The sequence below is a fragment of the Rhizobium sp. BK591 genome (assembly GCF_014195045.1).
GTDB classification, from domain to species: domain Bacteria; phylum Pseudomonadota; class Alphaproteobacteria; order Rhizobiales; family Rhizobiaceae; genus Rhizobium; species Rhizobium anhuiense.
Genome location: NZ_JACIAZ010000001.1, coordinates 441,816 through 455,460, shown reverse-complemented (window position 1 = coordinate 455,460; position 13,645 = coordinate 441,816). Strand labels below are relative to the sequence as shown.

The 13,645-nt window shown below is 62.2% G+C and carries 8 protein-coding genes and 1 pseudogene; 5 read left to right on the top strand and 4 right to left on the bottom strand.

The features are described from left to right. The first annotated feature begins 33 nt into the window (after positions 1–33). A complete protein-coding gene (gene carB / locus FHX10_RS02110; RefSeq protein WP_047614239.1) occupies positions 34–3,522 on the top strand; it encodes a carbamoyl-phosphate synthase large subunit in 3,489 nt (1,162 codons plus the stop codon). Between the two features lie 60 nt (positions 3,523–3,582). Here carB and FHX10_RS02105 read toward each other — a convergent pair. Both FHX10_RS02105 and FHX10_RS02100 read right to left on the bottom strand, forming a co-directional pair. Continuing rightward, positions 3,583–5,036, bottom strand: a pseudogene (locus FHX10_RS02105) (UdgX family uracil-DNA binding protein). Then, positions 5,036–6,268, bottom strand: a complete 1,233-nt coding sequence (locus FHX10_RS02100) for a putative DNA modification/repair radical SAM protein (RefSeq protein WP_063474550.1) — start codon at positions 6,266–6,268, stop codon at positions 5,036–5,038. Before FHX10_RS02100 ends, FHX10_RS02105 begins: the two are co-directional and overlap by 1 nt. Positions 6,269–6,538: 270 nt before the next feature. On the opposite strand from FHX10_RS02100, the gene greA reads away from it, so the two are divergent. Together greA and FHX10_RS02090 are read left to right on the top strand one after the other, a co-directional pair. After that, entirely contained in the window at positions 6,539–7,015 is a 477-nt protein-coding gene (gene greA, locus FHX10_RS02095; RefSeq protein ID WP_017965278.1) for a transcription elongation factor GreA, read from the top strand. Positions 7,016–7,042: 27 nt separating this feature from the next. Beyond that, on the top strand, positions 7,043–8,101 hold the full coding sequence (locus FHX10_RS02090) for a glycosyltransferase family 4 protein (protein WP_082849685.1): 1,059 nt from the start codon (positions 7,043–7,045) through the stop codon (positions 8,099–8,101). 73 nt (positions 8,102–8,174) lie between these two features. Here the strand turns inward: FHX10_RS02090 and FHX10_RS02085 are convergent, their stop codons facing one another. Next, positions 8,175–9,509: a dicarboxylate/amino acid:cation symporter gene (locus FHX10_RS02085; RefSeq protein WP_047611120.1), complete on the bottom strand. Its 1,335-nt coding sequence runs from the start codon at positions 9,507–9,509 to the stop codon at positions 8,175–8,177. 225 nt (positions 9,510–9,734) lie between these two features. On the opposite strand from FHX10_RS02085, the gene FHX10_RS02080 reads away from it, so the two are divergent. Together FHX10_RS02080 and FHX10_RS02075 are read left to right on the top strand one after the other, a co-directional pair. Further along, a complete protein-coding gene (locus FHX10_RS02080) occupies positions 9,735–11,603 on the top strand; it encodes an ATP-binding protein (protein WP_047611122.1) in 1,869 nt (622 codons plus the stop codon). Positions 11,604–11,607: 4 nt separating this feature from the next. Further along, a complete protein-coding gene (locus FHX10_RS02075; protein WP_047611123.1) occupies positions 11,608–12,954 on the top strand; it encodes a sigma-54-dependent transcriptional regulator in 1,347 nt (448 codons plus the stop codon). Positions 12,955–12,975: 21 nt separating this feature from the next. Here FHX10_RS02075 and FHX10_RS02070 read toward each other — a convergent pair whose 3' ends face one another. Beyond that, complete coding sequence (locus tag FHX10_RS02070; protein WP_017994786.1) at positions 12,976–13,443, bottom strand: Lrp/AsnC family transcriptional regulator; 468 nt, start codon at positions 13,441–13,443, stop codon at positions 12,976–12,978. Between the last annotated feature and the right edge of the window lie 202 nt (positions 13,444–13,645).

The window sequence follows — 13,645 nt, the reverse complement described above, 5'->3', positions numbered from 1 at the left end:
GGCTTTTTGCGCAGCTAGAAATGGATATCGCCCATGCCGAAGCGCCAAGACATCAAATCGATCCTCATCATCGGCGCGGGACCGATCGTCATTGGCCAGGCTTGCGAGTTCGACTATTCCGGCACCCAGGCCTGCAAGGCGCTGAAGGAGGAAGGCTACCGCGTCATCCTCGTCAACTCCAACCCGGCGACGATCATGACCGATCCGGGCCTTGCCGACGCCACCTATGTCGAACCGATTACCCCCGAGGTCGTCGCCAAGATCATTGCCAAGGAGCGCCCGGATGCGCTGCTGCCGACCATGGGCGGCCAGACGGCGCTGAACACCGCGCTTTCGCTGAAGCGCATGGGCGTGCTCGATCGCTACAATGTCGAGATGATCGGCGCCAAGCCCGCCGCCATCGACATGGCCGAAGACCGCGCGCTGTTTCGCGAGGCGATGGCCCGTATCGGCCTGGAAACGCCGCGTTCGATGCTGGCCAACGCCACCGACATCAAGGACCTCGACCGCAAGACGCACGAGGCCGAGCGCAACAAGCTGCGCGAAAGCCTGTCCGGATCCGAGCTCGACAAGGCGCTGGACGAACTGGAAAACCAGTGGAACCTCGGCGAGAGCGACCGCAAGCAGCGTTACATGAGCCATGCCATGGCGATCGCGGCCCAGGCCATCGATCATGTCGGCCTGCCCGCCATCATCCGCCCCTCCTTCACGCTCGGCGGCACCGGCGGCGGCATCGCCTACAACCGCTCGGAATTCTTCGAGATCGTCGGCGGCGGCCTCGACGCCTCGCCGACCACCGAAGTGCTGGTCGAGGAATCGGTGCTTGGCTGGAAGGAATATGAAATGGAGGTCGTCCGCGACAAGGCGGACAACTGCATCATCATCTGCTCGATCGAAAACATCGATCCGATGGGCGTCCATACCGGCGATTCGATCACCGTCGCGCCGGCGCTGACGCTGACCGACAAGGAATACCAGATCATGCGCAACGCCTCGATTGCGGTGCTGCGCGAGATCGGCGTCGAAACCGGCGGCTCGAACGTCCAGTTCGCCGTCAATCCGAAGGACGGCCGTCTCGTCGTCATCGAAATGAACCCGCGCGTCTCGCGCTCGTCGGCGCTCGCCTCCAAGGCCACCGGCTTCCCGATCGCCAAGATTGCCGCCAAGCTCGCGATCGGCTATACACTCGACGAGCTGGAAAACGACATCACCGGCGGCGCAACGCCTGCCTCATTCGAACCGTCGATCGACTACGTCGTCACCAAGATCCCGCGTTTCGCCTTCGAGAAATTCCCCGGCGCTTCGCCGGTGCTGACGACGGCGATGAAGTCGGTCGGCGAAGTCATGGCGATCGGCCGCACCTTCGCCGAATCACTGCAGAAGGCGCTGCGCGGCCTCGAAACCGGCCTGACCGGCCTCGACGAAATCGAAATTCCTGATTTCGAGGAAGGTGAATCCAGCCAGAACGCCATCCGCGCCGCCATCGGCACGCCGACGCCGGACCGTCTGCGCATGGTCGCCCAGGCGCTGCGCCAGGGCCTCAGCATCGAAGAGGTGCATGAAGGCTGCAAGATCGACCCGTGGTTCCTCGCTGAGCTCAAGAACATCGTCGACATGGAAGCCCGCATCCGCGAGCACGGCCTGCCGGAGGATGCCACCAACCTGCGCATGCTGAAGGCCATGGGCTTCTCCGACGCCCGCCTGGCGACGCTGACCGGCAAACGCCCGAAGGAAGTCGCCGAACTGCGCAACGGCCTGAACGTCCGGCCGGTCTTCAAGCGCATCGATACTTGTGCCGCCGAATTCGCTTCGCCGACCGCCTATATGTATTCAACCTACGAGACGCCCTTCGCCGGCGCCGCCCGCTCCGAGGCCGAAGTCTCCGACCGCAAGAAGGTCGTCATTCTCGGCGGTGGCCCGAACCGTATCGGCCAGGGCATCGAGTTCGACTATTGCTGCTGCCATGCCGCCTTCGCGCTGAAGGATGCCGGTTATGAAGCGATCATGATCAACTGCAATCCCGAAACCGTCTCGACCGATTACGACACGTCGGACCGCCTCTATTTCGAGCCGCTGACCGCCGAGGACGTGATCGAGATCCTGCGCGCCGAGCAGGAAAAGGGCGAAGTCGTCGGCGTCATCGTCCAGTTCGGCGGCCAGACGCCGCTGAAGCTTGCCGAGGCGCTGGAAAAGAACGGCATTCCGATCCTCGGCACCGCGCCTGACATGATCGACCTTGCCGAAGACCGCGACCGCTTCCAGAAGCTCCTGATGAAGCTCGATCTCAACCAGCCGAACAACGGCATCGCCTATTCGGTCGAGCAGGCCCGCCTGGTCGCGGCCGAAATCGGCTTCCCGCTGGTCGTGCGCCCGTCCTACGTGCTCGGCGGCCGCGCCATGCAGATCCTGCATTCTGAGGGCCAGTTGCAGAGCTACTTGCTCGACACGGTTCCGGAACTGGTGCCTGAAGATATCAAGCAGCGCTATCCCAACGACAAGACCGGCCAGATCAACACCCTGCTCGGCAAGAACCCGCTGCTCTTCGACAGCTATCTCTCTCATGCGATCGAAGTCGACGTCGACTGCCTCTCCGACGGCACCGACGTCTATGTCGCCGGTATTATGGAGCATATCGAGGAAGCTGGCATCCATTCCGGCGACAGCGCCTGCTCGCTGCCGCCGCGCTCGCTGCCCGTCGAACTGATCGACGAGCTGGAGCGCCAGGCCAAGGCGATGGCCAAGGCGCTCAATGTCGGCGGCCTGATGAACGTCCAGTTCGCCATCAAGGACGGCATCGTCTACGTTCTCGAGGTCAATCCGCGCGCCTCGCGTACCGTGCCCTTCGTCGCCAAGACCATCGGCGCGCCGATCGCCAAGATCGCCGCCCGCGTCATGGCCGGCGAGAAACTCGACGCGACCTTCGCCGCCTACGGCGAAAAGCCCGATCCGCGCAAGCTGAAGCACATCGCCGTCAAGGAAGCCGTCTTCCCCTTCGCCCGTTTCCCCGGCGTCGACACCCTGCTCGGCCCGGAAATGCGCTCGACCGGCGAAGTCATCGGCCTCGACACCGATTTCGCCCTTGCCTTCGCCAAGTCGCAGCTCGGCGCCGGCGTCGAGCTGCCGCGTGACGGGACGGTCTTCGTCTCAGTGCGCGACGAGGACAAGCCGCGCGTGCTGCCGGCGATCCGCATCCTTGTCGAGCAGGGCTTCAAGGTGCTGGCGACCGGCGGCACCGCCCGCTTCCTCGGCGAAAACGGCATCACCGCCACCAAGATCAACAAGGTGCTGGAAGGCCGTCCGCACATCGAGGACGCAATCCGCAACCGCCAGGTCCAGCTTGTCATCAACACCACCGACGGCAACAAGGCGATCTCGGACTCCAAGTCGCTGCGCCGTGCAACGCTGATGCAGAAGGTGCCCTATTATACGACGATGGCAGGTGCCGAGGCCGCCGCCCAGGCGATCAAGGCGCTGAAGGCCGGCAATCTCGAAGTGCGGCCGCTGCAGAGCTACTTCGCCTGAGATAGGGCAGCATCACCGCTCGATGAGCGGTGATGCACACCTCGAAGCTCCGGAATCGATTTATCCAGCCGCTGCCATAAGCCGCTGGATTTTCGCCATATCTTCGCGAAACCGCGCCAGCTCCTCGGCTTTCAGCCGCTCGTCGGGAATACGCAGCAGATAGGAAGGATGCACCGTCACGAAGAGCGTTCGCCTGTCGTCGATCGCAATGGCTTTCCCCCTGACATCCTGCAACCGCTGCTTCGCATCGGTCAGCGCCGCCAGCGCCGTCGCTCCCATGGCAACGATGAGCTTCGGTTTGACCAGCGTCATCTCCAGATCGAGCCACCAGCGGCAATGCTTCACCTCGCCCATATTGGGCTTCTGGTGGATACGACGCTTGCCGCGCGGCTCATATTTGAAATGCTTGACGGCATTGGTGACATAGAGCCGCGAGCGGTCGATGCCCGCTTCTGCGATCACCTGATCCAGCAGCCGGCCGGCCGGACCGACGAAGGGACGCCCTGATATATCCTCCTGGTCGCCTGGCTGCTCGCCGACGAACATCACCTCGGCATCGCGTGGCCCCTCCCGAATACGGTTTGCGTCGCCGTCGCATGCAGCGGACAGCGGGTACAGACGGCAGCGTCCGCGCGCAGCGCTTCCAGCGTGCCCGCCGGCGCTTCGGGCACGACAGGAATATTGCGCGCGGCCTCCTGCAAGCGATCGTGGAAGGGCAGTGACTGCGTCGCCTCCCGTGCGGCCATGGCCCGCACCTTCCTCTCCGCCGAGGCGATCAGCCCGGGGATGAGATCGGCTTCCGGCAGGTTCTTCCAGTATTTTTTCGGCATCTCCGACTGCATCGCCTTCAGCTTCAATCGCGCTGGGTTGAAGATACTGGCGTAATAGGTGCGCCATAGTTCATCGGTGGCATCGGTGAGATTGGGCTTTTCACACGGCGCGTCGTTTAGCATCAGCCGCTCGCCGTCCCAGGCGGCTGACCCTTTGGGCGTGGCGATCAGCCAGTCCATGTCGGTGAAGCGTCGTTGGAAGAAGGGCGCTGTGCGCCTGACGATATGGTGGTCCGGCTCGAACCAGGCGAGGAATTTCCGACGGTCTGCCGATACCGCACCCACTTCCTTGAAGCGGACGAAAGCCGTCATCTTGTGCGCGTCGCGTCGAACGTTTTTCGCCATCAGCCTGGCACGGACAACGTCCTCGTCGGAGGCCACTTCGAGCAGCTGCCGGTCCAGCTGCAGCCGCCAGAGCAACCGGTAAAGCAGGGAAAACCGCACCGGATCGGAATGGCAGAGAACGGTCTCGGCAAGATCGATGAAGGCGGTCGGCACCGTCATCGGCTTGCGTGCCATGATCGGCGCCGGCGGCATGGCGTCGCGCTGAAAAGCGAGATCGGCCTCTTCATCTTTTTCGCGCCAATCGATCTCTTCAGGCGATATGCCGGCGGCAGCAAAGGCCCGCGCGGCATCACGCCATTCGGCAAGATCCCCGCGTCCTGCCAGCACGACCCGGCGCATCACAGCAACGACAATTGTTCAGGTTGCGGCTCGAACATGGCGCGAAGGTCGGGGCGGTCGATCAGACGGCGCGGCGACCAGCCTTCCGCTGAAATAAAGGACTGGACCTTCTTGATCGAAATGCCGAGCCGCTGGAGATCGTCGATCCGCAGGCGGCGAAAACGGCGAGCCCAAACGATCGCTTTGACGGTCTTGGTGCCGAGACCGGGCACGCGCAGCAACCGCTCGCGCTCGGCTTTGTTGATATCGACAGGAAATTCGGCCCTGTTGGCGAGCGCCCAGGCAAGTTTCGGGTCGAGGGTGAGATCGAGCATGCCTCCCGCCTGGTTCGCGGTGATCTCATCGATGCCGAAACCGTAGAATCGGTAGAGCCAGTCGGCCTGATAAAGCCGGTGTTCACGCATCAGCGGCGGCTTGATCAGCGGCAGGTTTTTCGACGAATCCGGGATCGGGCTGAAGGCGGAATAATAGACGCGCTTCAGGCCATAGCTGCTGTAAAGCCGGCCGCTGGTGGCAAGGATCGTCGCGTCGTTGGCGCCATCGGCGCCGACGATCATCTGCGTGCTCTGACCGGCCGGCACAAAACGCTGACGCTTCTTCGTCCGCAGCGTCGGCTCGCCGGCGGCCTCGATCTTCAGCCTCAGATCCCCCATCGATCGCCTTATATTGGCGGGCTTCTTTTCCGGCGCGAAACGGGTAATGCCGCTATCCGTTGGCAACTCGATATTGAGGGACAACCTGTCGGCATGAAGCCCCGCCTCCTCGATCAGATGCGGTGATGCTTCAGGGATCGACTTCAGATGGATATAGCCGCGAAAATTATGCGTCACACGCAGTTCGCGGACGACGCGAACCATCTGTTCCATCGTGTAATCGGACGAACGAATGATGCCGGAAGAAAGAAACAGGCCCTCGATATAATTGCGGCGATAGAATTCCAGTGTCAGCCAGATGACCTCTTCAGGCGTAAAGCGCGCCCGTTCGACATTGCTCGACGAGCGATTGACGCAATAGGCGCAGTCGTAGATGCAGAAATTGGTCAGCAGTATTTTCAGCAGCGAAATGCACCGTCCATCCGGCGCATAGGCATGACAAATGCCGGATCCCTCGGTCGAACCGAGGCCGCCGCTTGCGTGAGAATCACGTTTCACCGTGCCGCTGGAAGCGCAGGAAGCGTCATATTTCGCAGCATCGGAAAGGATGGCCAAGCGTTCTGTTAGCGACTTCTTCATTAGTATGTTCACTATATGTTCTTATATGCAAAGTCAATGGGAGCGACGTCACCTTTGCCCATTTTTCAGGCGCGCCACCGGATGCCGCGGTGGGTTGCGTTTCGTTTATGCGAATTTTCTGGAAATCGGCCTTGGCGATCTGCTATAAGCACTTAACTAGGATTGTGGCACGGTTCCGAAGCTCCCCTTCGGGACCTGTTTTCTTTTGTGTCTGCGGCTGATTGCTCGAAAAGCACGGACGAGCGGATACAAGGAGTGAAGGACAGAAAAATGGTTGAAAAGGTACCGATGACACAGGGTGGTTTCGTCAAGCTGCAGGAAGAGCTGCGCTGGCGTCAGCAGGAGGAGCGCCCCCGAATCATCGAGGCGATCGCCGAAGCCCGTGCTCATGGCGACCTTTCCGAAAACGCCGAATATCACGCCGCCAAGGAAGCCCAGAGCCATAATGAAGGCCGCATCAGCGAACTGGAAGACCTGACGGCGCGTGCCGAGGTCATCGACCTCACGAAGATGTCGGGCGACAAGATCAAGTTCGGCGCCAAGGTGAAGCTCGTCGACGAGGACACCGAGGAAGAAAAGACTTATCAGATCGTTGGCGACCAGGAAGCCGACGTCAAGGCCGGCCGCATCTCCATCTCTTCGCCGATCGCCCGTGCGCTGATCGGCAAGGAAGTCGGCGACTCCATCGAGGTCAATGCGCCGGGCGGCTCCAAGGCCTACGAAATCCTCCAGGTTTCCTGGGGCTGATCGCCCGCCAGCCGCGAGACCTATCCCTTGCCCGATATGCGTGACGTCGAGATCATCGCGCCCAATTTCAAGCGCCGGCTCTCCGGCGTCACGTCGACCATTGTTCAGCTCATTCCCTGCCAGATCCGGCTCGGCATAAAGATCGCAACCCTTGGCCCCGGCCTGCCGGAAGGCCTGCCGAAACTGAGGTGGCGCCAGCTTCTTGGCCTCTGGCGCCCGCCGGCACGCCGGCGCCAGCGTGTCTGGCACGCGCGCCGCAACAACGAGATGGCCGTCGGCATCCTGCTTCGCCATCTCATGCGCATGCCGCTGAAGCTGCTCTTCACCTCGGCTGCCCAACGCCGCCACACCGCCTATACGAAATGGCTGATCCGCCGCATGGACGCCGTCATCGCGACCAGCGACCGTTCCGGCTCGTTCCTCGAGGTGCCGCACACGGTCATCCAGCACGGCGTCGACCTTGCCCTCTTTCATCCGCCGGAAACGGCAGAGGACGGCATCGCCGCCACCGGCCTGCCCGGACGCCATCTTATCGGCTGTTTCGGCCGCGTGCGCCACCAGAAGGGCACCGATCTTTTCGTCAAAGCGATGATCGAACTGCTGCCGCAGAATCCGGAATGGACAGCGATCGTCTCCGGCCGCGTGACGGCGGAGCATGCGGCATTCGGTGACAAGCTCAAGGCCGATGTCGCCGCCGCCGGGCTTAGCGACCGTATCCTCTTTCTCGGCGAAGTGCCCGATATCAAGATCTGGTATCGCCGCCTGACGCTTTACGTCGCGCCCTCCCGCAACGAGGGCTTCGGCCTGACGCCGCTTGAAGCCATGGCTTCGCGCACCGCGGTGGTGGCATCGGATGCGGGCGCCTACGCCGAGCTCATCGTTGAGGGCGAGACGGGTTCGGTCGTTGCCGCCGGCGATGGCGAGGCGCTGACGCGGGCAATCGCGCCCTATATCACCGATCCCGCCTTGGCGATTGCGCATGGCGAAAATGCGCTGCGGCATGTCAGGGCGAATTTCGCGCTGGAGAAGGAAGCAGGCGCGATCGCCGCCGTTTACAACAGCCTGCTCGGCGACAACCGCGGCTGAAGCAGAAAAGAGAAACGGCCCGCTGAAGAACGGGCCGCTGCAGGATTTTCAAGACTGTGAACGTCCTGGCCGATTACTCGGCCGGCTGGAGCCCGGCAGCCGGAGCGTCCTCGCTTGTCTGGCCGTCCAGCGCCGCGGCCAGCTGCGCCGTATCCAACTCATTTTCCCAGCGTGCCACGACGATCGTTGCAACCGCATTGCCGACAAGGTTGGTCAGCGCCCGGCATTCCGACATGAAACGATCGATGCCGAGGATGAGCGCCATGCCGGCGACCGGTACGGAGGGGACGACGGAGAGCGTCGCTGCCAGGGTGATGAAGCCGGCGCCGGTGATGCCTGCGGCACCCTTGGAGCTCAGCATCGCCACCAGGAGCAGCAGGATCTGGTCACCCCAGGAGAGATGGATGCCGGTTGCCTGGGCAATGAAGAGTGCAGCCAGCGTCATGTAGATGTTGGTGCCGTCGAGATTGAAGGAATAGCCTGTGGGGATGACGAGGCCGACGACCGAGCGCTTGCAGCCGGCCTTTTCCATCTTGTTCATCAGGCCCGGAAGCGCCGCCTCCGAAGACGAGGTGCCGAGAACCAGCAGCAGCTCTTCCTTGATGTAGCGCAACAGCGCCACGATCGAGAAGCCGTTGTAGCGGGCGACGGCGCCGAGAACGATGAAGACGAAGAGCAGAGAGGTGACGTAGAAGGTGCCGATCAGCATGGCGAGGTTGGCGATCGATCCGACGCCGTACTTGCCGATGGTGAATGCCATGGCGCCGAAGGCGCCGATCGGGGCAGCCTTCATGAGGATGGCGACGAGCTTGAAGACGGGAGCCGTCAGGGAATTCAGGAAATTGACGACCTGCTCGCCCTTTTCGCCGACCATGGCGAGCGCGATGCCGAAGAGCACCGAGAAGAACAGGACCTGCAGAATATCGCCATCGGCAAAGGCGCCGACAATCGTCGTCGGGATGATATTGGTGAGGAAGCCGACGATGCTCTGCTCATGCGCCTTGGCGGCAAAGGTGGCGACGGCGGCCGGATCCAGCGAGGCCGGATCGATGTTCATGCCGGCGCCAGGCTGGACGACGTTGGCGACGATCAGGCCGATGATGAGCGCCAATGTCGAGAAGGTCAGGAAGTACAGCATCGCCTTGCCGGCGACACGGCCAACCTTCTGCAGATCGCTCATGCCGGCAATGCCGGTCGCGACGGTCAGGAAGATGACCGGGGCGATGATCATCTTGACGAGCTTGATGAAGGCATCGCCGAGCGGCTTCAGCTGGGTGCCGAGTTCGGGGTAGAAATGGCCGAGAAGGATACCCGCAGCAATGGCCACGAGAACCTGAACGTAAAGATGGCTATAAAAGGGCTTCTTGCCCTTGCTGCCTGCGACTGCATCGAGTGGTGCTGCGATCATGATGTCCTCCTAATGGCTCGCCCGGAACGAACTCCGGCCTCCCGAGCCGTTCGCTTCAAATCCAACAGCTCAGCCGTTGTTGCCATCTCCTTCGCAATCACCGTGCCAGTTTCACGCCGACCAACCAACAGATTGAATTTATTAATGAAAAATTTACGGGGCTGCTGACAGCTAATTAAGAAATGCGGAAATCCGCACAAATCCATTTGCGTTTCGTGCAGAAAAATGCACAAATCCGCCATGTCCGTGTCGCCGAAATTGTGGCCTTCCCTGCCCCTGCAGCACCGCATCCACCGGATGTGGTGGACCTATGCCGTGTTCGCCCTCCTCGCCGTCGTCGCAAGCCTCTGGGCTGGCGGCGAGATCGGCCGGCACCGGGCGGAGGCCGCCCTTGAGGAACAGGCCCGCATGGATGCGAGACTGAATGCGGCTTTGCTGCGCACGGTTCTCGAAAAATACCGGGCGCTTCCCTTCGTTCTGTCGCAGGACGCAGCACTCGCCGCGGCGCTGGCCGGAAAGGATGCCGGCGCGTTCGAGCGGCTCAGTCAGAAGCTGGAAAATTTGGCGGCGGGCACGAAGGCCGCCGTCATCTATGTCATCGACAAGGACGGCATGGCGGTTTCGGCCAGCAACTGGCGCGAACCGACGAGCTTCGTCGGCAATGACTACCGCTTCCGCGAGTATTTCCAAGGGGCAGTCGAACGAGGACAGGCCGAGCACTTCGCACTTGGCACGGTCAGCAAGAAGCCGGGCCTCTATATCTCCCAGCGGATTTCGGGCAGCAATGGCCTGCTGGGTGTCGTCGTGGTCAAGGTCGAATTCGACGACGTCGAGGCGGATTGGAATGCCTCGGGCACCCCGTCCTATGTCGTTGACGAGCGCGGCATCGTCCTCATCACCAGTCTTCCATCATGGCGGTTCATGACGATCGGCCGGATCGCCGAAGACCGGCTGACTGCGATCCGCGAAAGCCTTCAATTCGGCGCTGCGCCGCTTCAGCCCCTGCCGCTCGATCTTATCAGGAACCTCGGGGACGGCCTTGACGTCGTTGAGATCGTCATGCCCGGCGATGCCGGAAAAACCAGGTTTCTCGATGTCGGGATGCCGGTTCCGGCCACCGGATGGCAGCTGCAGCATCTCGTGACGCTCGGGCCGTCCGTCGATGCGGGAATTCGCGAAGCCCGCATGCTGGCCTTGCTCATCCTCTTGCCGCTGTTGGCCGCAGCAGCCTTCCTGTTGCGCCGCCGGCATGCGATCACCCTGCGGATATCCAGAGAACAGCAGGCGCGGGAGGAACTGGAACGGCGGGTAGTCGAGCGGACGCTGGATCTCAGCCAGGCGCGGGACCGGCTGCAGGCCGAAATCATCGGCCATAAGAGCACAGAGCAGAAGCTGCAGGCGGTGCAGCAGGATCTGGTGCAGGCCAACCGGCTGGCCATCCTGGGCCAGGTGGCGGCCGGCGTCGCTCATGAGATCAATCAGCCGGTGGCGACCATCCGTGCCTATGCAGACAATGCCCGCACCTTCCTCGATCGCGGCCAGGCGGCGCCAGCCGGCGAAAATCTCGAAAGCATTGCGGCGCTGACGGAGCGCATAGGTGCGATCACCGAAGAGCTGAAGACCTTTGCCCGCAAAGGCCGAGGCAGCGCCGAACCGACAGGATTGAAGGACGTCATCGAGGGTGCTGTGATGCTGTTGCGCAGCCGGTTTGCCGGGCGAATGGATTTGCTCGACATCGACTTGCCGCCGCCTGAGCTGCAGGTGATGGGAAACCGGATCCGTCTCGAACAGGTGCTGATCAACTTGCTTCAGAATGCCCTGGAGGCGGTGGCGCCGAAGGCCGGAGAGGGCCGCGTCGAGGTCAGAACGTCAGCCGATGCGGAGATGATAACGGTGACGGTCGCCGACAACGGCCCCGGCATTCCGCCTGACATTCGCAAAGGCCTGTTCACCCCGTTCAACACCTCGAAAGAGAGCGGTCTCGGTCTCGGGCTGGTCATCTCCAAGGATATCGTCGGCGATTACGGCGGCCGGATGGAGGTCGTCAGCGACAGCGGGGGAAGCCGCTTCATCGTTCATCTGAGGAAGGCTTGAGCTCATGGACACACTGAGCCCCGTTGCGCTGATCGACGACGACAAGGATTTGCGCCGCGCCACCGCCCAGACGCTCGAACTCGCCGGTTTCACCGTGTCCGCCTATGACGGGGCGAAAGCCGCATTGGCGGACCTGCCGGCCGACTTCGCCGGCCCCGTCGTCACCGATATCCGCATGCCGGAGATCGATGGACTGCAACTCTTCGCCACGCTGCAGGGCATGGATGCCGACCTGCCGGTGATCCTGATGACCGGCCACGGCGATATTCCGATGGCCGTTCAGGCGATCCAGGACGGCGCCTATGATTTCATCGCCAAACCCTTCGCGGCCGATCGGCTCGTCCAAAGCGTGCGTCGCGCCAGCGAGAAGCGGCGGCTTGTTCTGGAGAACCGCATGCTGCGCAAAGCAGCCGAGGATGCGCAGGAGAACTTGCCGCTGATCGGCCAGACGCCTGTCATGGAAAACTTGAGAAACATTCTTCGCCATATCGCCGATACCGATGTGGACGTGCTGGTCGCCGGCGAAACGGGCAGCGGCAAGGAAGTGGTTGCCCAGATCCTGCATCAGTGGAGCCACCGCCGGAAGGGCAATTTCGTGGCGCTCAACTGTGGCGCTCTGCCCGAAACCGTCATCGAAAGCGAACTGTTCGGCCACGAAGCCGGCGCCTTTACCGGCGCTCAGAAGCGCCGCACGGGCCGCATCGAACATGCAAGCGGCGGCACGCTTTTCCTCGACGAGATCGAGAGCATGCCGGCCGCCACGCAGGTCAAGATGCTGCGAGTGCTGGAGATGCGCGAGATCACGCCGCTCGGCACCAACGAGGTGCGCCCGGTCGATCTTCGCGTTGTCGCGGCTGCCAAGATCGACCTCGGGGATCCCTCGGTGCGCGGCGATTTTCGCGAGGATCTCTATTACAGGCTGAATGTTGTGACGATCTCCATTCCGCCGCTGCGAGAACGCCGCGACGATATTCCGCTGCTGTTCTCCCATTTCGCCGCCCGTGCCGCGGAGCGGTTTCGCCGCGAGGTCCCGCCGCTTTCGCCCGGTGTGCGGCAGCATCTCGCCTCGCATACATGGCCCGGCAATGTCCGCGAACTCTCGCATTATGCCGAACGCGTGGTGCTTGGTGTGGAAGGCGGTGGAGCGGCAGTGGTCCCTGCGCAGCCGGCGGGCTCCACGCTTCCCGAACGACTGGAACGCTACGAGGCGGAGATCATCCGCGACACGCTGTCGGCCAATGACGGCGACGTGCGCCGCACCATCGAAGCGCTCGGTATTCCGAGAAAGACGTTCTACGACAAGCTCCAGCGCCACGGCATCAACCGGGGCGGCTATATCTCGCGCAAGTAATGGACGGGAGCAATTGGGAGTCTAGACTTCCACCAGTCCCAGCTTCTTCACCTGCCGGATCGTCAGCATGGTGCGCACGGTATCGACATGTTCGTTCGCCGTCAGCACCTCGATGACGAAATCCTGGAAGCGGGTGAGGTTCTCCGCCACGCAATGCAGCAGGAAATCGCTGTCGCCGGAGACCATCCACGCCTGGCGCACCAGCGGCCATTCGGTGGTGGCGGCGGCAAAGGCCTTGAGATTGCCTTCCGACTGGTGCTTGAGGCCAACCATGCAGAAAGCGACGAGGTCGAAGCCGAGCTTCGGGCTGTTCAGCATCGCGTGATAGCCCTCGATGATGCCGGCTTCCTCGAGCTTGCGCACCCGGCGCAGGCAGGGCGGCGCCGAGATGCCGACGCGATCGGCGAGCTCCACATTGGTCATGCGGCCGTCGGCCTGCAGCTCCCGGAGTATCTTTATGTCGATGACGTCGAGTTCGGCGCGACCCACATCATTGCCTTTCTTTAATTCTCCGCGGGGAGCTTCTATATAAAGCGGCGGAATACGCAAGAATGTTTCACGCCGATGACGGATTCTTGCACATCCTGGCGATTTGCCTTGTTGGTAACGCAAGGCTGCCCTTGAATAAAAGCATTGGACGTTCATAAATGGCCCATGGACCGCGAAACGGCCGCAATCACCACTTAGCCGC